Below are 22,307 nucleotides of genomic sequence, written 5' to 3' on the forward strand. Positions count from 1 at the left end.
TCTTATTATATTGTAATTAAAACAAGAAAACTCCAATACTAAATCAGCATTGGAGTTTTTTAATTTAATAACTTTTAATTTTTAGCGTTTAATGAATTTTTTTGTCAACACTTTTCCATCAGATTCTAAACGTAAAATATAATTACCTTGGCTTAATGTTGAAACATCAATAGAATGTTGTTCTAATTTTAAGTTAATTACACGTTTTCCTTCAATATTAAAAATCGTTGCAACCTTGCCAATCAAGTTAATAGGACTATTAATATTAATTAATTTTCCAACAGGATTAGGATATATATTAATATTTTCAAACGTTTCGTCTTCAATATTTAGCACATTTTGACCTTCAATAATTATATGATGTGTATTAACTGAAGGGTTTGTTATGTTGTCAACAATCCCAGATGGCCAATAAATAACAATATTTATAATAGTAGTATCTGTACCGATTCCAAAATGAGTATTTAATGAACTCATAAAACGAAAGCCTTCACCACTTCTCACATCACGTATTTGAATACCAGAAGCCGTATGAACTTCTACTCTTGCCCCAATACCGTTAATATTACTTTGTACTCCAGTTGTTGTGATTTTAACCCAATTATTACTGTTAGCATTATTTGTAAGTAATGTACCACCAGAAATAGTATCAATAAATCCGTCGTTATTCATATCTCCAAAAGATCCATTGTTTCCAGATAAAATATTTTCATAGACACTAAACGTCATGTTTCCATTTCCAAATAGGATATTTCCGTTAGATGCAATATCTAAATTACCATCGTTATCAAAATCGTGAGTACAGTTTTCAATTCCTGTAGCTGTTAAATCTAAAACTCCTGAGGCAGCAGTAACTTCAACGAAAACACCATTACCATCATTTCTCAATAATTTAGATACACCAGAACTAGCTCCAATATAAGTATCCATATCACCATCATTATCAAAATCTCCCCAAGCCGAAGACCATGTTTGCATACCGTCATCTAAACCTTGAGCAGGTGCAGTATCTGTATAAGTTCCGTCACCATTGTTAGTGAATAGTTGATTAATTGGTCCACCACCACATTTTGCAATAAACATATCTAAATCTCTATCATTGTCATAATCAATCCATATAGACCCATAGTTTCCTCTTACAAGGCCTAAATCACCTTGTCCATAAGATAAATTGCCATTACCATCATTTATATAATATACATTAGCATCAACATCATGGCACACAAAGGCATCTAAATTACCATCATTATTAATGTCGGCAAAGTTAGAGCGTTGTGAGAATACGTATTCTGAACCTGAAGTTTCCGTAAAACCTGTTCCTGTTGCATTTGCTTTCATAAACGTAACACCACTTCCACCACCATATAATAAGTCCGTATATCCATTTCTATCATAATCAGCAGCTGCTAAACTCCAAGAAGGTGAATTGTCTGCACTTGTTGTTCCAATATTTGTTGCTGTAGTACTTAATCCACCACTAATTTGTTGGTAGAAGATATTTACATTAGTTGTACCAATAGAAACAACATCATCTAAAAAGTCACCATTCATATCTACAGCAGCACGCTGTGTTCCTGAAGTTGGAACATTTGAACTAGTAAATGTTGCAGGTGGAGGAGGATTTGACGTAGAGAATACTAAAGGACCTCCCCAAATACTAGTATCTGACCCACAAATTGCACGTACATAGACTTCGTAGACTATACCTGGATCTAGGGCTGTTAAGTTTACACTTTCAATGCTTGTAGCAGCTCCTGATCCTGTTGGGATTCCTGTTCCAGAAGTCTGCACTATATATTCCCAGTTACTTTCTCCGTTATTTGAAACCCAAGAAACAGTTGCAGTGGTTTGTGTTACAGCACTAACTACAATACTTGAAGGTGCAATACAGAATGATCCACATGTTTCTACACGTATGTAATCAATAGACATATCTCCTTCAAAACCTGTTCCTGTTCCTGTATGACTAAACTCTACATAAACGACTTGACCTAAATAAGCATCTAAGTTGATGCCTACAGGAACCCAAGCTTCAGATCCACTTGTTTGTAATTCTCCGGTCTGTGAGAATACTGTTGTAAAAGGGCCACCTACTGAAGTACCAACATTCACATTTAAAGTTCCCATATCATCCCCATTTGCATGCATATAGAAAGACAATTCTGCACCATCTGTAGCTGTTGATAAATCTATTGCTGGACTTATTGCAGAGGCAGTAATTGTTGAGTTTCCAGAGGCTTCATAATTCATAAAGTTTGAACCGCTAAACGCATTATCAGGTCCAGTACCTCCAGATCCTGAGTCGTTAGGGATTTCCCAACTTCCGTTTCCACTGTTTAGATCTCCTGTCCAACCAGAATCTAAATCAAACTCTTCTGTGAAGATAAAAGTTGAAGATTCTGAAGCACAAGTAACACCAACTGGTCCTTGTGGAGGGCAATTACTTTGAGTTATCCCTCCACTGTTTACAGAACAGTTAACATCTTGATCATTTTGAATGTTAATTACAACATCAGTTGCATTCAGATAAGGTCCAAATTGAATAGTTCCAATAGCATTTAAAGATTGCGTAGCACTAGATTGATTGTCTGAAATTGTTAAAGAAGATGCTGAACCAAAATCAGAAATGTTGACATCTACTAAAAACCCATTACTTGCAGCACAGTCATTTACTATTGTATAGCTCGCTGTAGGATTTGTGCATGTTGAACAAGTAACATCGAAATCCCAAGGTATATAATTATTACCTGAACAATTTATTGATGTATCCGAATTTATAGATACGGTAATTGTATCTCCAGCAGATTGAAATGTAAGACCTGCTAGGTCTCCGTTATTTCCATAGCCGTTATATAATTCAGTGCCATTGGTGTCTAAAACAATTAATTCATCAAAATTAACTTCTACTTGACCTGTATTGAAAGTCACTCGTAAATCGGCTCCATTAGAACTTGTAAAAACGAAATTTGTAGTATCGCTATCGGTATAGCAATAGGTTGTATTTGTGGGCCCTACAGCACAATCTACCGTAGTTTGTGCACTTGCAAAAAAGCAGGATAGAAGTAAGGTTAGTAGTAGTGTGATTTTTTTCATGTTTTTTTTTTAGATGATAATATTAGAAAATATTTATTTCCTAGCTTTAGTTATAGATAATTATTCACATTCATTTGTTAAGCCATCAATCCATTCACCTATAAGTGCAACTGCTTCTTCATGGACAAGGGTTCTGCCTAATAAAGGCATTCTCAATTCTTCTGCTTCAGTATTTAATCTTAAATACATTACAGAACGTTCTTTTAAGGATGGTGCTACAATTTTAGTCATTTCAGGAATTTCAGTATCGGGATCTACACATATACCTAAATTGCTAGCGTCATTAGTTTCATTAAAGGCAAAACGGACAGGTCTATATCCGCAATACGATAAATCTGAGTGACAATGTGCGCAATTAACATCAACATAAGAGCGTACGCGTAAGTCAATGGGTTGTGTTTCATCATCCCATTTAACGACAGTATTAATTGTTGTAGGTAAATTATCTTCTAAATAACCTTGAGCTATTAATTTTTCTAATTGATTTTGAGGGCCATCAGCATAACTATATGTGTTATTTAAGTTTTGAGGTTTTAAACCAATAGGAATTGGATCGCCTTGACTATTATGGCACGTCGAACATTCTACATCTGATGGAATTCGATAATTGGTACTTTTTACAATACCATTTTCTATAAAATCTATGTTTGTAAACGAACCATCTAGACTAAATGTTGCTTCTGTTTGGTCGTCATTCCAGATGTAATCAGCAAAATGCCAATTATCTGCTTTCTTTAGCATTAAACGTGTTTCTATAATACGAGTAGTGTTGTTTGGTTGCACATTATCGTAATAAAATGTTTTAATGAGAAAAGTTCCAACAGGAAAATCAATAAATTGATCATCTGTAACGTAAGTGGCTTGCACATCACCTGGCATCCAAACAAAGCGTTTCTTTTTAGCGTAGTCTGTAAATAAGGTTGAAATTGGTTCGTAAGGCACAACACCAAATGAAGGCTCTTGTGCTTTAATATTACCTTCGAAAAAATTATATTCTGATAATGTATTAAAAGGAAAAGCGACTATGTCTAAGACTACTGGTGAAACAGGCACTGGCATGTAGTTGTCTTCACTGATAGAATCGTTATTATCGCTACAGGAAAAAAGCACAACAAAAAGTAGTACTAAACTAGTATATATGAGTGGTTTTTTGATAATGATTAATTTTGGTTGTGTACGAATATAATAAAAATATTGTTTACTAAATTGGTTACAAGACCAAGGCATTATAGTGGTACATGTAGTAAGTAGCGTGAAATTCGCTTTAAAAGCACAAGAAGCCTTTGTGGATGCTATAGTAGCCGAAGGTTTTGAAGCTTGAGGTCACAACGGACGCGACGAAACCACAACCTTGACATTGGTTCCTATGGTGAGAGAGCAACTTCAGATTCCATTAATTGCAGCTGGAGGCATTGCCACAGGTAAAATTGTGTTAGCTTTATGGTTTTGGTAGCTAATGGAGTACAGGTTGGTAGCCGATTTGTAGCCAGTATAGAATCTTCCGCACACCAAGCCTTTAAATAAGTGGTCGTAGATGCTAAAGAAGGAGATACTCAATTAACATTAAAAGAATTAGCACCAGTAAGACTGATTAAAAATAAATTCTACAACGAGTTGCAAGAACTTTATAAAGCAGCGCCAACACCAGAACAACTCAAAGAATTATTAGGAAGAGCCAGAGCCAAACATGTTATGTTTGAAGGTGGCTTAGACGATAGTGAATTAGAAATCGGACAGATTTCTGGTTTGATACATGACGTGAAACCGGTTGCTGAGATTGTTGATGACATGGTTAATGAGTTTGAACAGGCAAAAAGAAGTATTGATTCTTTGTAATTTCTTCTTATTAGCGCTAGTTTTAAAACAGTTTTATAAGTCATACTTCAGATATGAAGTCATATTTATATCCATAAAACTTCAACAACATTTTTTAAAATTACTAATACCAAAACCGCTACTTTTGCGCCATGGTTTTAAGCAACTACACCAAAGAATTTAGATACAATCTTAAGCTAGCATCTCCAATTATTTTAGGGATGCTAGGTCACACTTTTGTGAGTTTTGTAGATAATGTAATGGTTGGTCAGTTAGGAGCTGCAGAACTAGCAGCTGTGTCTTTAGGAAATAGCTTTATTTTTATTGCGATGTCTTTGGGTATTGGTTTTTCTACAGCTATAACACCCTTAGTTGCAGAAGCAGATTCTGAGAAAAATTTCATCAAAGGGAAGTCAGTTTTTAAACATGGTTTTTTTCTTTGTACCGTATTAGGGCTAGTATTGTTTTTAATGCTTCTGCTTGCCAAGCCCTTAATGTACGTTATGGATCAGCCAGAGGAAGTTGTTGACCTAGCTATTCCTTATCTAGATCTGGTTGCATTTTCATTGGTGCCTTTAATTATATTTCAAGCTTTTAAGCAATTCAGTGACGGATTGTCACTTACCAAATACCCAATGTATGCTACAATTTTGGCTAATATATTGAATGTGATAATCAATTATATTCTGATTTTTGGGAAGTTCGGTTTCCCAGAAATGGGAATTGTTGGAGCCGCAGTTGGGACTTTGGTATCACGATTTGTGATGCTGTTTTACTTATGGTGGTTATTAGCAAAACGTGAAAAATCTAAAGCTTATGTTACCAATATAAAATTCTTTAAATTAAGTAAACAACCAATAAAAAAGTTAACTAATTTAGGTTTGCCAAGTGCTATGCAAATGTTTTTTGAGGTTGGTATTTTTACTGCTGCAATTTGGTTAAGTGGTACTTTAGGTGCAAACGCACAGGCTGCAAACCAAATAGCATTAAATCTTTCATCTATGACCTTTATGGTTGCTATGGGATTAAGTGTAGCTGCTATGATTAGAGTAGGTAACCAAAAGGGGCTCAAAGACTTTAGGGCATTAAAACGTATTGCAGAATCTATCTTTTTAGTTGGTTTTGTTTTTGCAGTGGTGTTTGCCTTATTCTTTGTGATATTTAATACGATGCTTCCTAATTTATATGTAGATTTAGATGATCCTACAAATGCAGTAGATACCGCTGAAGTGGTTAAAATTGCTGCAACATTATTGTTGGCTGCTGCTGTTTTTCAGATTACAGATAGTTTACAGGTCATTACGCTTGGAGCTTTGCGAGGCTTGCAAGATGTTAAGATTCCGACGATAATCACCTTCATATCTTATTGGCTAATAGGTTTTCCAATAAGTTATTTTTTAGGTAAAGAAGATGCTTATGGAAGCCTAGGAATTTGGTTAGGACTTCTCGCCGGATTAACAGTCGCCGCAATTTTATTGTATTTTAGGTTTAATTATTTAACAAAGCGTTTAATTTTGCAACAAGATAAAAGTTAGAACATGGAGTTACCAAAATTCATTTTAGGAGATAATACAGATTATCCTGATGCTATTTATATTATTCATACAGAATTTCCGAGATTTATTATAAATCTTGAAGATGACGAAGTTGAATGGTTTGAGGAATTCGATTCGCATGACGAAAAGGAATTAGAAACTGACATGGAAAGCTATATTCAGCAGGCAACCGATTTTTACGATAGAGAAGTAGAACGTTACGACAATTAATGTTAGAACAACTTTTAGAATTAGATAAAGAGCTTTTTTTGTACCTAAATAAATTAGGGACTTCAACCTGGGATGGACTATGGTTAGTTATCACAGATGAATTTACGTTTGTGCCACTTTACGCAATACTTTTATTTCTAATTTATAAAAAGTACGGTTTAAAATCGCTCTTAATAATGGTTTTAGTAATTGCAGCTATGATTACCTTTACAGACCAAATTACCAATGCTTTTAAACATGGTTTTATGCGGCCAAGACCTTGCAGAGTTGATGCGTTGATGGATCAAGGTATGCGCTATATTGCTGAGCGCTGTGGGCGTTACGGTTTCTTTTCTGGGCATTCTTCAAACTCTATGGCTGCTGCTGTTTTTGGCGGTTTAGTTTTACGACCTTATTATAAAAAATTAATTTTCGGTCTTTTGCTCTGGAGTTTTATTGTGGCTTATAGTCGTATTTACGTTGGTGTGCATTACCCTTTAGATATTGTCTGCGGAATGGCATTTGGTGCACTAGCAGGTTTAGGGTTTTATAAGTTGAGTAAATATCTTTTAAAGCGTTTTATCTCAGAGTAAGCTTATAAAGCCGATTCACTAATCTACTTTTATAACTTCTAGAATCTTTATCAGAAAAATTTAAATCGTAAGTTTCTAAAAATTCAATCTTATATAAGCTAGATAAAGCTTCAATATCCTCAGGATTTACTTTGTTAGTTAATAAACAAAACTTTTTTTCTTTAGGTAGTATGTAACCTTCAGTTGCTGTTATGGTTGGGATTTTATCCCCATAATTGTAAATAACTTCTGGTGCTATATAATCTAAACTGTATAGGGATAAATCGTCAGAATAGCCTAAGCCAATAATTTTAAGGTTTTGAGATTTTAGTTGAGAAACAGGTTTATGATTATCTTGAACATGTGTCTTAGATATTGGTAGCCCAAATAATCCTATACTCACCATAAATGCAATGATTAAATAGAATACATTCTTAATGTGTTTTTCTTTTAGATTTTTGAAAATAAAAATGCCAATAATTAATAAAACAAGTGCAGTAATGATAAACCTCACTAATAATAGTCCTGTTAATATTTGGCTAGAGAAAAAATAAATAGCCCAAAATAATAATGCTATTGTAGCAATTAAACCAAACTGAAAATAAACAGGAATAGTTTCTTTCTTAGATTTCAAATTCTTGAATTCACGAATTAAATAGTCAATATAAAATCCAATATTAATAGCTAGTGGAATTAAAACTGGCATTAAGTAACGTGATTTTTTTTCAGGAATAATAGATAATAAAATTACAGCAATTATTGTCCAGAAGAAGCTAAAACGGTAGGCTTTTAAATTTGAAACTCTAGATTTTAAATAAGGGTATAATAAACTTATTAATGCTGGTATAGTCCACAAGCCACTTTGTATAAAGAAACTCCAGTAATAATAAAAAGGTCTTACATTATAACTACTCCAATTAGATGTTTCTCGTTCTGCAATCGCTGTAAACGTTTCAGGATCTGCCACGCGTACGTGTAAATACCACCAGCCACCTAATACAATTCCGAAGATTAGTAAACTAATAAGCTTTAAAAAATGTAGTGTACCACCTCTAAATTTGAAAGCAATGCCATATGCAATTACAAAAGGTAAGAATAATACATACAGCGAAACAGGGCCTTTTGATAATACAGAACCTGCTAAAAAAACCACAAATAGTAGGCTGTGTAAAATTGGTGTTTTTGCTTTGTGAAACAATTGGAATAACTGAAGCAATGCCATTAACATAAAACCATGTGTATAAATATCCCAAGGCGCTTCAATAGTAATACCTATGACGTAAAAAGAGGTTATTACAATAAAACCATTAATTAAACTATGCGATTTAGAGAGGTCTAATTTTTTAGAAAGTAAATAGGTTGAAATTCCAATACTAGCTAAAAAAAGAAGTGTAGGCCAACGCAATGCTAAGACTGACTTTATTCCAAAAATAGATCCAAAAATAGCTGTTATCCAAGTTGGAAGCGGTGGCTTTTGATAACGTGCCTCACCATTCATTGTAGTTAAAATCCAATTATCATCCGTAAGCATTTCTCTAGCTGAAATAAAATTACGAGCCTCCATTATACTCACAGGAATTGCATCAATGGTAAAACCTAACATTACAATTACAAATAGTAAAAGACTTAATATCGGCTGTTTTTCTATGAGTTTAATCATTAGTCTGTCTAATTAAGTAGGCATTTCTGGCGTAAATAATAAGTCCGAATAAATGACCTACAAAAAGAACAGGGTCTTTTCTTATAATGGCATAGCTCAATATCATTATCGCGCCAATTAAACTCAATACCCAAAACCCCATTGGTAAGGTCGATTCTTTGTTACGTTCAGAATGAATCCATTGGTATACAAAACGTAGTGTGAAAATAAGTTGTGCAACAATCCCGAGGATTAGCAACCAAAAAGGAATGGCTTCGTTTTTAAATAAAAGTTCAAGATCAATTTTGTTGTTATTGTAATAGAATATAACTATTAATATAGGAACGATAAATAGTAAATATTGCACAATTTTAGGAAACTTTTGCCATTGCTTTTGTAACTGTAAATTTCTTATATAAATGAAATAGGTTAAACCTTGTCCTAACATTATCGCAAAGTCTAGACGCAAATACCCATAGATAAATAATAAGAACGACGCAATTAAACTAAGCGTCCAAAATGTACTTGGAGTAATGACTTTTCGCTGCTTTTCTGATGTTATCCATTGAATGATAAGCCGAGAAGAGAATAAAATCTGAGCCAAAAACCCTATGCTATAAATAATCCAGTCTTTCAAATTATAAATTTTACTTACTAGATTTTTCTATCTCGTAGTTGATGTATTTTTTCTTCATCCATAAGTAAGCGAAACAATCCATTAAAGGACCGAGAAGCCGATTCCAAAGTCCAAATTTTGCAGTACCTGCAATCCTAGGGAAGTGTTGTACAGTTACTTGAATTACCTTACCGTTTTGCAACATAATCATAGCTGGTAAAAAACGATGTAAACCTCTAAACATGGGTATGCGTTTAGCATAATCGGTTCTAATAACTTTTAGCGGACAACCCGTATCATCCATCCCATCATGGGTAAATGCGCGCCTAATACCATTGGCAATCTTAGAAGATACGTTTTTTACAAACGAATCTTTTCGGTTAGATCGTACGCCTGTAACCAAGTGATGTTCGCCTATATGTTCTAAAAGTATATTAAAATCTTCTGGTGCTGTTTGTAAATCTGAATCTATATAACCAACCAATTCTGAATCTACATGATCAAAACCGGCTTTTATCGCAGCACTTAATCCTCTATTTTTTTTAAATGAGATAAATTCAAAAGCAGTGTTACGACTACAGATGTCTTCAATAAGCGTTTGACTGTTATCTTTAGAGCCATCATTAATAAATAATACTGCAGAAGGTACTGACGCTACTTTAAGGTAGTTAGAAAGTTCTGTTTCTACACGTACTAAATTTTCCTCTTCGTTATAAACAGGAACTATAATAGTAAACTTATAGGTCATATACTCGATGGCTTAGTCTGTGCAAAAATATCGTTTTTTTATTATACTCGAAGTTTAAAGAATTAAACCTAAAAAGAATTTATTGTCTTAGACCTAATAAATACTCCGCAGCTGCAAAAGGCGTCGTTTTTCCGTCTTCAACCAATTCTATTTGAGATTGTAATTCGCTTTTAATTTGAGATGATGTGTAGAAGTTAGATTTTAATCGATCTTCTATGGTTTGTAAGAGCCAAAATTTATTTTGATTATTTCGATTGGTCTCAAAATAGTGCGTTTCAGATGTGGTTGTTATATAATCTTCAATCATCTCCCAAACATCGGATATACCTTCCTGTTTAAGAGCACTACACAAAGATACTTTTGGGGACCATCCTGAATTTTTAGAAGGGTATAAATGCAACGCTCTATTAAAATCTACTTTTGCAATTTTAGCTGCTTTTAAATTGTCCCCATCAGCTTTATTAATTACAATAGCATCTGCCATTTCAATAATGCCGCGTTTAATACCTTGTAGCTCGTCACCAGCTCCAGCTAACTTCAATAATAAAAAGAAGTCAACCATACTATGTACGGCTGTTTCACTTTGTCCTACACCAACAGTTTCAATTATTATGGTGTCAAAACCTGCGGCTTCGCAGAGAATAATAGTTTCTCTTGTTTTTCTTGCAACACCTCCTAAAGAGCTACCAGAAGCTGAAGGTCTAATAAATGCATTTTTATCTTTAACCAAGTCTTCCATTCTGGTTTTGTCTCCCAAAATACTTCCTCTACTTAAACTACTACTTGGATCTACAGCTAATACAGCAACTTTTTTGCTAGCTTTAGTTAGAAAACAACCAAAGGCTTCTATAAACGTGCTTTTACCAACACCAGGAACACCAGTGATACCTATGCGTATAGATTTGTTTGCATAAGGTAAGCAAGCGGTAACAATGGCATTAGCCTTTTGTGTGTGACGAGCGTTTGTGCTTTCTATTAAGGTAATACCACGGCTTAAGGCAGTGATATCTCCATCTATAATTCCAGAAACGAGCGCATCTGTAGATGGTTGTTTTTGGCGATTAGTTCTTATGGTTTTGGCAGAATTGGCACTAAGGATTTCGGGTGGTTTAACACCTTTATTTTTATGTAAAGCAGACTGATATGGTTTATCTTTTTTTGCCACTATTCCTTAGTTCTGTATATTTTTTAGTATCATAAACCTCTATTGGTATATCTATTACTGTACTGTCCCAGGCCATACTGAGTTTTAGATTTCCTGTTTTATTATCAAAAGAAATAGTGAATCGCTCTACAGTAGTATCTATTTTTTGAATCGGGACTTCAATTTCTACAACATCAAAATTAGGATTCCACATAGGTTCCATTTTTTCATTTACACCCCATTCATATTGCTCAGAATTAAACATCACTTTCCATGAGTTAGCCATAGGTACTGTCCATAGGGTATATTTACCTTTTTTAAGAATAAGCTCATCAATGATTAAGTCCTTATTGGTTTCAAAGGTTGTAGCTTCGTTAGCTCCAGTTCGCCAAACTTCATCAAAAGGGACTAGCGCACCAAAAATCACACGATCGCGTTTAGAAGGTCTATTATACTTCACCTCTAATTTTAAATCATTAAGCTTAAGTTCTGCAGTATCTTTTGGACTCAAACGTGGAGAAAATATGTTTTCTACAAATACTGAATATAAAAGCAAACCAAGAGCTACAATAGATAATACAATGAGTAGGCGTTTTAACATAATATGTAATCTAAATATATAGTTTTTAAAAATAAAACAACACCAATGTTGGTATTCAGCTTTTAAAGATAAATCAATTCCCTAAATTTATAGAAAACTAACGCTGAATTTTATGTAAATCTTATAAATCAATAATTTTTTTCAATTTTTTGCAACACTCATAAGTTTACATCGTCTTTAGTGTAGAACCAATCAAAAACAAAATAACATCAGCAAGTTTCAAATTCATAGTATTGAAAAATGTAAACAGAACGATAGGAAAGCTCAGATTCAGCTTTACAATCAGTACTGTAACGGTATGCTAATAGTTGCGTTTCGATTTGTAAAAGATACGATGGAGGCAGAAGATATTGTCCAAGAAGCGTTTATTAAAGCATTTTCAAAAATTGAACAATATAAAGCTGAGGTGAGTTTTGGAGCTTGGTTAAAACGTATCGTAATTAATAGATGTCTCGATGTTTTAAAATCTAAACATCAGCGTTTAATTGAATTAGAAGAACACCATCTAAATGTTGTAGATACAGATTACCAAAATGATTGGTTAGTAGCTGATGAAATTACAATTGATAACGTAAAACTAGCTATTGAGCGGCTTCCAGAAAAGTATAAAATCGTAGTGCTTTTGTATTTGTTAGAAGGCTATGATCATCAAGAAATTTCAGAGATTTTAAATATTTCTGAAGTTGCATCAAGAACACAGTTATCTCGAGGAAAGCAAAAATTACAGAACGAATTAAAATTAAATAAAAATGGCACAAGATCTTAGAAATTTATTTGAAGAAGATTCTAAGGATACTAAAGTAAAAATGTACGAAGGTCACGAAGCACGTTTTTTACAGAAGTTAGAAATAGAATTACCCAAGCAAAGTAAACTAAGTCATTTTAGTTTCTTAAATATTGCAGCAAGTGTTGTCGTATTACTTGGCTTAAGTTATGGAGCTTATCAATTTTTTGAAACGCCAACAAACATCGTTGTGCCAGATGCTGTTGTAGATACAAACTTAAAAACCTTAGGTGATGTCTCACCAGATTTAAAAAAGGTAGAAGATTACTATTTAGCCAGTATTAATTTAGAACTATCTAAAGTACAGTTAACACCAGAAAACAAAGAGTTGTTTGATGGTTACATAGGTCGTCTTAAAGAATTAAAAGACGAGTATGATGCTTTAACTAAAGAATTAATAAGTAATGGTCCGAACGGAGAAACGTTAGATGCACTCATAGATAATTTAAAATTTAGATTAAATCTAGTGATGCGTCTTAAGGACAAATTACAAGAGTTTAATGACGATACATTTTCACAAGAAATCACATAATCAATTCATAAATCATAAATCAAAAAACGAACAGTTAAATCAAAAAAAAACATGAACACAATCAGAATTTTAGTACTGTGCTTAATAACTACATTTGGTTACGCACAAAAGAAATTAAGTAAAACATCACAGTCAATTAAGGTGAATAAAGATGTTGTTATTAATCTAAACACGAGTTATGTAGAAATAGAAATAGAAACTTGGAATAGAGACATCGTAGAAGTAGAGGCTTATATTGAAAGCGATAAGCTATCTAAAGAAGAATTAGAACGTGCTTTAAAAGCATGGAATCTTAAGGTAGATGGTTCTAATGATCGTGTTACAATATCTTCAGATGGAGGAAGAAACATTGGCTTGTTAGATGACGATGACTATGTTGGATTATTGAGGGATCTAGAGTTTAAATTAGCAGAAATGCCAGAATTGCCAGAGATGCCAGCAATGCCAATACTTCCAGAAATGGCTCAATTTCCTGGAATGCCAGAGATGCCAGAGATGCCAATAATGCCAAAATTACCAGCGTTGCCTAAAGGTGTAACAACTATAGATTTTGATTACGAAAGCTATCAAAAAGATGGTGAAAACTATTTAGCAAAATGGAGTAAAAAATACGAAAAGAAAGGTGGTAAGGAGTTTCAAAAAAACATGGAAGATTGGGCACGGAAATTTGCAACATCTGGTTACCAAGAAAAAATGGAAAAATGGGGAGAAGAATATGGAAAGCGCTTTGAAGGTAAATGGGCAAAGGATATGGAAAAATGGGGAGAGAAATTCGGTGAAAAATATGGTGAGAAAATGGAGAAATGGGGAGAACAATTAGGTGAAGTATTTACCGAAGAATGGACAGAAAAAATGGAAGCTTGGGGAGAGAGTTTTGGTAAACAGATGGAGGAAAGAGCAAAGTTAATAGATGAAAATGCTAGTGAGATAGAACAACAAGCTAAACTAATAGAAAGACAAGCTAAGGTTGTTAATGAAAGAGCAAGGATGATGGAAGACAGAAAAAGGGAGCTCTCTGAAAGAAAAGAAGAGCGTAGCCAAGCTTTAGTGGAAAAAAGAGAAGAACGTAAACAGGCCTTACAAGAAAGGGCTAATTTACTTCGCCAAAAAAGGCAAGGAGTTTTAACAAGGAGTTATAAATCTGGTAGTAACAGTAAAGTACGCAAGGTTATTAAAATTAAAATCCCTAAAAAAGCAAAGCTTAAAACTAACATAAGACATGGTGAGTTAAAATTATCTTCAGTTATTTATAATATGACAGGCGATTTATCGCATACATTTTTAGTAGCAGAACACATTGATGGAAGTGACACTTCCATCAATGTGTCTTACTCACCAGTGATTATTAATACATGGGATTTAGGAACACTTAATCTTAATTTTGTAGATAAAGCAAATATTAAAAATGCTAAGAACTTAGTCTTAAATGCTAAGTCATCTAATATTAATATAGAAAATCTTACAGATACAGGTATTATAGATGGAAGCTTTGGTGACCTTACGATATCTAACCTTACATCATCTTTTAAGAATCTAAACTTAGTTTTAGAGAACAGCGATGCTTTAATATATTTACCTAAGGCTATCGATTACAATATGTATTTTAAAGGGAATCGTTCTAAATATAACAACAAACCAACCACTCAGAAAACACTGCGTAATTACCCAGAAGGAGAAAGCTCTAACAGAACTATTGTTGTGAATGCAAAGTTTAGCAATGTTATTATGAATTAGTCTATTTAGTTATTGACTATGTCGACTCTTTGATTTTTTAACCTGTTTCAGAATCTTTACTTATTTATTCTTCTCTGTTTTCCATAAAATAGTTTCCTATTTTTGTGGAAATTTTAATTTTTATGCCACTTTCTACTTTCGAAAGCTTTATAAAATCGCTTAAAGCACATCCTGTAGTTGATGCTTCAATAGAGCCTAGCGCCTATACTCCTTTAGATTTATCTATTCATAATTTAGAATTAAAAAGCGTTAACGTATCATCTTCCGATGATTTAGAGTCTTTTATATGGAATTATATGAAAAGTAAAAATGCAAAAATAGCTTATGGTGGTTATTTAGAGCAACGCGGTATTTATCAGCGTAGCGCTTATTTCAATGAAATTAATCCAGAAACCGAACGCAATATTCATTTAGGTTTAGATCTGTGGATTGAAGTTAATACACCAATCTATGCACCTTTAGATGGCACAATTCATAGTTTTAAGAATAATACCAATCATGGAGATTATGGACCAACTTTAATCTTGAAACACATGTTTAATAAATTTGAGTTTTTCACACTTTACGGACATTTAAGTGTCGCATCTTTATTAGAAAAGAAAGTTGGTGCAGACGTAAGGCAAGGAGAACAGATTGCTACATTGGGCAGTGCAGTGGTGAATGGAGATTATCCTCCGCATTTGCATTTTCAGATTATAAAAGATATGCAAAACTATAAAGGCGATTATCCTGGTGTGAGTAATCAGCTCGATTTAGAATTTTATAAAGTCAATTGTCCTGATCCTAATTGGCTTTTGTAAAGGATTTGGTTTAGAGTTATTTTTAAGCGTTATTTATTAGCGGTTAAAACTTCAATGACATGAAAAATATAGTCCTTCGATTATTTGATTTAATAAAAAAAGGAGAGCTAAAATTTCTAATTAACGGCATATTAAAACGTATCATTTCAAAGAATGAATCCTTTGGTTTAAAAAGAGATTTGAATGTCGTATTTCAAAATCCGGATGCATTAATTGACATTACTATACGACCTTTTAGAGATGGTGACCAAGATTATTTTACAATGGACTTACAAAATGATGGTCTTGTTGAAAAAAAAATTCCGACTTGCTTTGTAGCTACCAACACTGAAGATATCCCGTGTTACAGACAATGGCTCTTGGGACCAAAGCAAAATAATAAGATACAGGAATTTTGGGGAAAAGCATTTCCTGTTTTAAACAAAGATGAAGCGCTAATAGAAAGTGTCTTTGCTATACCAACGTTTAGAGGTAATAGAATTATGCCAGCAGCCATGGCTAGAATTGCTGAAAAAGGAAAGGATTTAGGAATCAGATGGGTAATTGTTTTCGTAGGTACAGACAATATTCCATCACTAAAAGGATGTCAGCGTTCAGGGTTTTATCCTTATGTTCTGAGAACGGATAAATGGTTTATGTTTAAGAAAACAATAGCTTTTACAGATATATCCAAAGAATTAATGGATACATATTCTAATAATATCTTGAGTACTAAACCTAAAAATTGAGCAATAAATTATAAACGTTCTGAGCTATTGCTTTTTATTCCAATCGGATTTTGATATTATCAAAGTAAAAAAATTCATAATGGCTCACATCAGGATTTTATATTTAATTAGTAATAGTCTGAAGTAGATATACTAATCTAACACGTCATCTGTAATAATTAATTTATACTCATACCTGTTTTTGGTAGGTTCATTAAATATCCATAAATCGTTATGGATAGGGTCTTGGTCATAAGTCAAAATATAATTAGCATCAACAGTTTTGAATAGCTTTATGTTACTAAAAATAAAAGATTCTGATGGTGTTATCGGATCTGTTGTGTCATTAAGATCACTTGCAACTCGCAAATTAGATTAGCTTGCCACTGGTAATTGTACACCACCTTCGGTAAATAATATCAGATCTAAGCTCGAATTATTTTGTATTATATATTAGGTTTTAAAACCAGAGTTAATATTATCGTCTTCATCATCGCATGTGGTAGCTACTATTAATGGCAGTATGAGATATTCTAAATAACGTTTTCATCTTTTTTTGTTTGAGGTTTAGTTCAGCCTACTCTACATTATAGTTTATTAATTCTGAGCATTCTGTAGTGCCATTTTTTTTATAATAATAAACAGCTCTGTCATTTCCTTCTAGAGTAACAGAGTATGTGTTATCGCAATGTACAGTAAGGTCTCTTCTCTGCGCAAGTTGTTCGTTTGCATCAGCGTCTTCTTGGTTATAGTCAAAATAATAACTACCATCTTCTAAAAGGGCCCAAGTTCCTGTTGCAGTTTCAACATCTACATAAAGTGAACTAAATGTATTGTCGTCTCTAAACTCTAAAATGATACCAGAATCTTCTCTTGTGTTTTGAAACCATTGATCTACGTACGTCCATTCTGTTCCTGTCCATTGGTCTATAATAGACTCTAAATTTTCATCACGATATAATTCCCAAGTCCCAAGTACTTTTGCTTCAACAGTTTCTTGTTATAATCGTCTCTTTCGCAGCTGATAAATAATAGGACGACCACTAATACTAGTATTAATTTTTTCATATTGTATGTCTTTGTTGTATAACAATAAAGGCTAGTAAAATCCGGACATTATTATAATAAATACTTTAAATAAAAATTAAGTAAATGAAAGTTAGTGAGTTAAAATGCTTAGAGATTTGCTGTTTTTCTCACTCAAATGCTGTATTTCTAATTTATAGGTAAGTAAAGTTTCATGTTATTCAATTCAATAGTATCTAAATGACCCATTTTAGATGTATCTTTAGTTATTAAATGCATATGTAAAAATGAATTTTGATGTGTAAAAACACTTTTATGTTCTGTTGAAAAGAAACCAATAATCTCTACATCTTCGTTTGTTAAATTATAGTTGGCCTGTCCTTGGTGTGCCTCTTCTGGCGACGATATTTTGGTTCCGATTGGAAGATTCTGAACGTGAATTGTAGCCTTAGTAGCGTTTCCAATAAGTTTAAAAACAAACGGTCTTTTTGCTGTTGTTGTTTTGTCGTTTATATAGTTTTCTACCTCCTTAATAGACGTAATATCTTATGGTAGATCTATCTCTTTCCAAGTGTCTACATTGCCATAAACAAAGAAAGGTGCCGTTGTGTTAAATGTTTTATCTAGAGTCATTGTAGAGTCTGTCAGAATTTTAGACACGTAGGCTTCGCCATTATTTATTAAAATTTCTCCGGTTAAATAACTTTCAGGTCCAATACCATAAAGCCCTTTTTTAATTGCAATAGTCTCAAGATTAATACGGCTACCTAATTCGCCTTTCGACATTACATTTTTCATAGCACCAACAACTTTTATAGGAGTGTACGCGTCTTGCTCTAAATCTGTTGATTTCGTATTAGAGTTGCAAGATATTAGTGTCATAAAAAAAAGAACGAGTGCTATAGGTTTTGTATTTATTTATTAAGATCTGTTATTAAATTAGTGCCAATATATTTATTATAATAGGTTGTTTTATCGCGGATTAAATTAATAAATAGAAAACGAAGTCAATGAGCCTAAGTCGTAATAAATGTATTTACCCAAACTCAGTTTGTGTTTTTAGTTAATTACTGACAAGTATTAACCATTTGGTGCATCATTTTCGATTATAGTCATAGTTCTATGCTTATAATAATCAGGTAAAGGCAAAGCATTAGGTGATATTTTATTTAAATAACCAAAAGATTGTTAATAAAGCAAATAGAATAATTGCAAGTGTAACACCAGTTATTTTTTTCTTTTTAAAATATTGTTTTTCAATTCCTTAAGGTTTTGTTAAACTCTGTTAATAAGGGTTAATTGCTGTAACAATATTAAAAAACATCCGTCTATATAGTATAAATAAATATTAAAATTATGAGAACATTATATAACATTAAAATTACAGATAGAACGAACACAACTGAAACGTTTGTTTGGAATTCGAAACGACGTTACAACTAAACTAAGCGTAAAACCATCACATTATAACATCAACATTATGAGAACATTAAATACCAACAGAATTACAGCGACAGCGAACACTACTAAAACCTTTGTTTGGAATTCGAAACGACGTTACAACTAAACTAAGCGTAAAACTATCAATCATTATAACATCAACATTATGAGAACATTAAATACCAACAGAATTACAGCGACAGCGAATACTACTAAAACCTTTGTTTGGAATTCGAAACGACGTTACAACTAAACTAAGCGTAAAACCATCAATCATTATAACATCAACATTATGAGAACATTAAATACCAACAGAATTACAGCGACAGCAAACACAACGAAAACCTTTGTTTGGAATACAAAAAGACGCTACAATTAATTAACTGGTTATCTATAGATAACACAGCAATCAAAACAATCAGTAAACACCCTTGTTAATTTATATTTTCAAGGGTGTTTATTTTTTATTCGTTTTGGTCTTATTTTAACTATTCACACTCAGCTTGCATAGTTTTGTCTTTCCCATTACCGTCAGTTCGCGTGTTTCTAGTTAGTGAGAAATATATCGATAACCTTTGTGATTCTATGAGCTTCTCGATACAAAATTCTAAAAAGCGAATTTCACTCGAAGTGACGACATATGTGCAAATTGAACTTCTACCGTCAGTTCGAGTGTTCCAATTTTTTCTATTGGAATGTATCGAGAACCTTTATTATATTTAGACCATGAAACAATCTTATGTATATATCCTAAAATGTTCAGACGGTTCTTATTATACAGGCATTACGTCGAACTTAACTAATAGAATAGTAGAACATAAAGCTGGAAAACATAAAGATAGTTACACCCATCGTCGAAGACCATTAGATTTAGTTTTCTATGCAGAATTTACAGATATTAATATGGCAATTGAAACCGAAAAGCAAATTAAAAACTGGTCTAGAGCTAAAAAGGAAGCCTTAATCAATGGCGATTATGATAAACTACCTAATCTAGCTAAGAAGAATTTTAATTAGGTTTGATGTATAAGCGTCAGTTCGCGTGTTTCGAGTTAGTGAGAAATATATCGAGAATCTTTGTTGCTCTTTAAACTTCTCGATACAAAATTCTAAAAAGCGAATTTCACTCGAAGTGACGATATATGTGTGAATTGAACTTTCAAAATAACTAAGAGCTTCAGACATAATTTCTACTTGGTCATTATCTTGAATTTGAAGGTCATTTTTAAATAAAAGTAATCTTCCCTTAGTTATAAGGTAAGTCCAAGAGAAATGATATGAAAATATATTTCTCGGAACTTTTACATTTATAGCTGAGTGAGAAGAGTCAGCAACAAATTCATTTGATATAGTTACAAGTTTATTTATTTTAAGACTTTTTGAAATAGAGAGATAACTTTCAATTTGTACTTTATCGATACCATTATTTTTGTTTTTCATTTCAAAAAGTGCAGCATCAATAATAATTCCTTTAGTAACAACAATTATTAATCCATTAATACGACATGGACTAATATCGGGAAAACATGCTTATGTGAAATAGTAAGCTCGTCCTGAACGATTTAATTTTATACTTTTAAAAATACCATCTCTATATTCTTTAACCAATCTTACTGTTGCCATAAAAATTGAAGTTAAAGCCATTTCATCTCCAGTTTTAAGAGTTGGGATTAATCTTGCATGTTGTAGTTTAATCTGACCGCTTTTTACAAATGAATCAAAATCTATTTTTTTAAGTCCTACTAGTTTGGTTAATTTTTTTTGAATCCCTTGCATAAGGATCTCTTTATTAAAGGTCTCGCTTATGAGTAGTTGCGTGGTTTAGAACTAAACTTTATAAGTCTTCTGGTAACGGAGAAATCATAATATGTGCTCTGTGCGTACCAGGATTCATAATCCAAGGATGGTTTGAAGCCGCTGGTGCTTCAGGTAAACCTGTAGATGCTGCTGTTGCAAAAGGCATATACACCACATAGCGTAGTCGTGCTCCGTCTACTTTTAAAGTTTCAGAATCGTACATTATTTTTTTGCCGTAGTAAATGTGTAAGGTTCCGCCAGTTGGTATTTTAAGGTCACCTGCTTTTGCTTCTGCTTCACGGATATTAAAGATTTCTTGGTGTTTTTTACCTTCTGCTTTTAAGGCACGTCCTCTTGCCATAAAAGGGTCTAAATCTTTGTGGTAACATGCAGCACTAAAGCCATCTTTTTTAGGATCGTCTGCGAGTACTATAAATTCGTTATTCCCTTCTCTTAGTGTTACAAATTCGCCTGCCATATTATAGCCAATAACTTTACAACCTGCTCTGCTTGCTTCTGGTGCAGCCATTAATGCGGTTGCAATTAAAGCGGCATCGGTATCAATTGGTTGTAAGTTTTTATTTATTTCTGTTGCAGCTTCTGTTATGGTTTCCGTTGCAGCAGGTTCTTCTATTGCTGTGTTTGTTTTGTCTGATGAGTTACAAGACACCAAAATTCCTGTAAAGATAAATGCTGTAATAATGTGTTTCATATTTATCAGTATTTTAGTTGTGTTATAAATAAGCATAGGGTTTGGATTATAAGTTGCTTAACTTTCTTGTAGTTACGTTAAGCCACTAATTTAGCAAATTAAAACCGAATATAATATTTACGAGTCCCAATAATTATTGGGACTCGTAAGGCGTTTAAAATTCATAACACATTGTAAACGTTATTGTGGCAGGTTTTTAACTGTCTTCTTTTTTTAGAGGGGAATGATGTTCGCTTACAATTTTCCAACCATTATCTGTATTGACAAACAATAACGAAATTTGGTCATTTACAACCACAAGGTCGTCACCAAATTTGAGGTGAAAATCGGAATGAAAGGTTATATTGGCAACATCTCCATAAACGGCAACCATCATGTCTTCAGTGTCAAATTTTACGACTTCAGTAACCGCACCAAACGTATTACGTTCATAGTCTTCATTAGCGACACTGCCATTGCGTGGTTCTCCACCTTTAAATTCTGTAAACTTTGGGCTGTAGGCATGAAACGCAATGAGTTTATCTAGATCTCCATCCTTAAGACTTTGCACAATAGCATCCCAAGTTTCTAGTAGTTCTTGTTTTGCTTCAGGAAATTCATCATTAATTAAATCAATTTGGACTTCCTCAACTTCTACTTCCAATGCAACGTTCTGTTCTTTTTCTCCACATCCTGTGAATAAAACTCCCAAAAGTACAATCAATACTAATGTCAATTTAGTTTTCATAATTTTATAGTTGATTTATTAGTTAGTAATCAGTAAGTTACTAAAATTTTGATGACTTAAGATTTCTTGTAAGTA

The 22,307-nt window shown here is 33.0% G+C and carries 23 protein-coding genes and 1 pseudogene; 10 read left to right on the forward strand and 14 right to left on the reverse strand.

Going from position 1 to position 22,307, the window contains the following annotated elements:
- Positions 1–81: 81 nt before the first annotated feature.
- Together B2U95_RS08240 and B2U95_RS08245 are read right to left on the reverse strand one after the other, a co-directional pair.
- Positions 82–3,093, reverse strand: a complete 3,012-nt coding sequence (locus B2U95_RS08240; protein ID WP_296314842.1) for an FG-GAP-like repeat-containing protein — start codon at positions 3,091–3,093, stop codon at positions 82–84.
- Between the two features lie 60 nt (positions 3,094–3,153).
- Positions 3,154–4,203: a hypothetical protein gene (locus B2U95_RS08245; protein ID WP_296314843.1), complete on the reverse strand. Its 1,050-nt coding sequence runs from the start codon at positions 4,201–4,203 to the stop codon at positions 3,154–3,156.
- A gap of 97 nt (positions 4,204–4,300) precedes the next feature.
- Between B2U95_RS08245 and B2U95_RS08250 the strand changes: the two are divergent.
- The 4 genes and pseudogenes from B2U95_RS08250 to B2U95_RS08265 form a co-directional block, all read left to right on the forward strand.
- Positions 4,301–4,929 (forward strand): annotated as a pseudogene (locus tag B2U95_RS08250) (NAD(P)H-dependent flavin oxidoreductase); the annotation flags it as partial.
- A gap of 131 nt (positions 4,930–5,060) precedes the next feature.
- Positions 5,061–6,443 (forward strand): MATE family efflux transporter, encoded by a 1,383-nt coding sequence (locus B2U95_RS08255; protein WP_296314845.1) that lies wholly within the window; start codon positions 5,061–5,063, stop codon positions 6,441–6,443.
- A gap of 3 nt (positions 6,444–6,446) precedes the next feature.
- Positions 6,447–6,674, forward strand: coding sequence for a hypothetical protein (locus tag B2U95_RS08260; protein WP_296314847.1), 228 nt, complete (start codon positions 6,447–6,449; stop codon positions 6,672–6,674).
- The gene (locus B2U95_RS08265) at positions 6,674–7,246 is read left to right on the forward strand and encodes a phosphatase PAP2 family protein (protein WP_296314851.1); all 573 of its coding nucleotides are present in this window, start codon (positions 6,674–6,676) and stop codon (positions 7,244–7,246) included. Before B2U95_RS08260 ends, B2U95_RS08265 begins: the two co-directional genes overlap by 1 nt.
- Here B2U95_RS08265 and B2U95_RS08270 read toward each other — a convergent pair.
- The 5 genes from B2U95_RS08270 to B2U95_RS08290 all read right to left on the reverse strand — a co-directional run bounded on the left by B2U95_RS08270 (position 7,233) and on the right by B2U95_RS08290 (position 11,973).
- Positions 7,233–8,885, reverse strand: a complete 1,653-nt coding sequence (locus B2U95_RS08270; protein WP_296314853.1) for an ArnT family glycosyltransferase — start codon at positions 8,883–8,885, stop codon at positions 7,233–7,235. The genes B2U95_RS08265 and B2U95_RS08270 overlap by 14 nt on opposite strands.
- Entirely contained in the window at positions 8,878–9,501 is a 624-nt protein-coding gene (locus B2U95_RS08275; protein ID WP_296314855.1) for a lipid-A-disaccharide synthase N-terminal domain-containing protein, read from the reverse strand. Before B2U95_RS08275 ends, B2U95_RS08270 begins: the two co-directional genes overlap by 8 nt.
- Positions 9,502–9,511: 10 nt before the next feature.
- The gene (locus B2U95_RS08280) at positions 9,512–10,228 is read right to left on the reverse strand and encodes a glycosyltransferase (RefSeq protein WP_296314857.1); all 717 of its coding nucleotides are present in this window, start codon (positions 10,226–10,228) and stop codon (positions 9,512–9,514) included.
- Between the two features lie 79 nt (positions 10,229–10,307).
- Positions 10,308–11,393: a methylmalonyl Co-A mutase-associated GTPase MeaB gene (gene meaB / locus B2U95_RS08285; protein ID WP_296314859.1), complete on the reverse strand. Its 1,086-nt coding sequence runs from the start codon at positions 11,391–11,393 to the stop codon at positions 10,308–10,310.
- Positions 11,377–11,973 (reverse strand): DUF2911 domain-containing protein, encoded by a 597-nt coding sequence (locus B2U95_RS08290; protein WP_296314861.1) that lies wholly within the window; start codon positions 11,971–11,973, stop codon positions 11,377–11,379. Before B2U95_RS08290 ends, meaB begins: the two co-directional genes overlap by 17 nt.
- Positions 11,974–12,271: 298 nt before the next feature.
- Between B2U95_RS08290 and B2U95_RS08295 the strand changes: the two genes are divergently transcribed.
- From B2U95_RS08295 to B2U95_RS08315, 5 genes are all read left to right on the forward strand, one after another.
- Positions 12,272–12,739, forward strand: coding sequence for an RNA polymerase sigma factor (locus tag B2U95_RS08295; protein ID WP_414727671.1), 468 nt, complete (start codon positions 12,272–12,274; stop codon positions 12,737–12,739).
- Positions 12,723–13,289 (forward strand): hypothetical protein, encoded by a 567-nt coding sequence (locus B2U95_RS08300; RefSeq protein ID WP_296314864.1) that lies wholly within the window; start codon positions 12,723–12,725, stop codon positions 13,287–13,289. The genes B2U95_RS08295 and B2U95_RS08300 overlap by 17 nt, the downstream gene beginning before the upstream one ends.
- 51 nt (positions 13,290–13,340) lie before the next feature.
- The gene (locus B2U95_RS08305; protein WP_296314866.1) at positions 13,341–15,023 is read left to right on the forward strand and encodes a hypothetical protein; all 1,683 of its coding nucleotides are present in this window, start codon (positions 13,341–13,343) and stop codon (positions 15,021–15,023) included.
- A gap of 122 nt (positions 15,024–15,145) precedes the next feature.
- The gene (locus B2U95_RS08310; protein WP_296314867.1) at positions 15,146–15,823 is read left to right on the forward strand and encodes a peptidoglycan DD-metalloendopeptidase family protein; all 678 of its coding nucleotides are present in this window, start codon (positions 15,146–15,148) and stop codon (positions 15,821–15,823) included.
- A gap of 59 nt (positions 15,824–15,882) precedes the next feature.
- Positions 15,883–16,551, forward strand: coding sequence for a GNAT family N-acetyltransferase (locus tag B2U95_RS08315; RefSeq protein WP_296314869.1), 669 nt, complete (start codon positions 15,883–15,885; stop codon positions 16,549–16,551).
- Between the two features lie 132 nt (positions 16,552–16,683).
- Here B2U95_RS08315 and B2U95_RS08320 read toward each other — a convergent pair whose 3' ends face one another.
- From B2U95_RS08320 to B2U95_RS08330, 3 genes are all read right to left on the reverse strand, one after another.
- Entirely contained in the window at positions 16,684–16,899 is a 216-nt protein-coding gene (locus B2U95_RS08320; protein ID WP_296314871.1) for a hypothetical protein, read from the reverse strand.
- An 846-nt stretch (positions 16,900–17,745) separates the two neighbouring features.
- Complete coding sequence (locus tag B2U95_RS08325) at positions 17,746–18,099, reverse strand: acetolactate decarboxylase (protein ID WP_339614684.1); 354 nt, start codon at positions 18,097–18,099, stop codon at positions 17,746–17,748.
- Between the two features lie 3 nt (positions 18,100–18,102).
- Entirely contained in the window at positions 18,103–18,438 is a 336-nt protein-coding gene (locus tag B2U95_RS08330) for a hypothetical protein (RefSeq protein ID WP_296314872.1), read from the reverse strand.
- Between the two features lie 1,284 nt (positions 18,439–19,722).
- Between B2U95_RS08330 and B2U95_RS08335 the strand changes: the two genes are divergently transcribed.
- Positions 19,723–20,013 carry a GIY-YIG nuclease family protein gene (locus B2U95_RS08335; RefSeq protein ID WP_296314874.1) on the forward strand — a complete coding sequence of 97 codons (291 nt, stop codon included), beginning with the start codon at positions 19,723–19,725 and terminating at the stop codon, positions 20,011–20,013.
- On the opposite strand, the gene B2U95_RS08340 is transcribed toward B2U95_RS08335, so the two are convergent.
- From B2U95_RS08340 to B2U95_RS08355, 4 genes are all read right to left on the reverse strand, one after another.
- Complete coding sequence (locus B2U95_RS08340) at positions 19,990–20,436, reverse strand: hypothetical protein (protein WP_296314879.1); 447 nt, start codon at positions 20,434–20,436, stop codon at positions 19,990–19,992. The two genes, B2U95_RS08335 and B2U95_RS08340, sit on opposite strands and share 24 nt — an antisense overlap.
- Positions 20,437–20,526: 90 nt before the next feature.
- Positions 20,527–20,772: a hypothetical protein gene (locus tag B2U95_RS08345; protein WP_296314883.1), complete on the reverse strand. Its 246-nt coding sequence runs from the start codon at positions 20,770–20,772 to the stop codon at positions 20,527–20,529.
- A gap of 58 nt (positions 20,773–20,830) precedes the next feature.
- Complete coding sequence (locus tag B2U95_RS08350; protein WP_296314886.1) at positions 20,831–21,505, reverse strand: hypothetical protein; 675 nt, start codon at positions 21,503–21,505, stop codon at positions 20,831–20,833.
- Positions 21,506–21,701: 196 nt separating this feature from the next.
- Positions 21,702–22,232, reverse strand: a complete 531-nt coding sequence (locus B2U95_RS08355) for a YybH family protein (RefSeq protein WP_296314889.1) — start codon at positions 22,230–22,232, stop codon at positions 21,702–21,704.
- Positions 22,233–22,307 lie beyond the last annotated feature (75 nt).

The organism is Winogradskyella sp. UBA3174 (assembly GCF_002364335.1).
Classification (GTDB): Bacteria; Bacteroidota; Bacteroidia; order Flavobacteriales; family Flavobacteriaceae; genus Winogradskyella.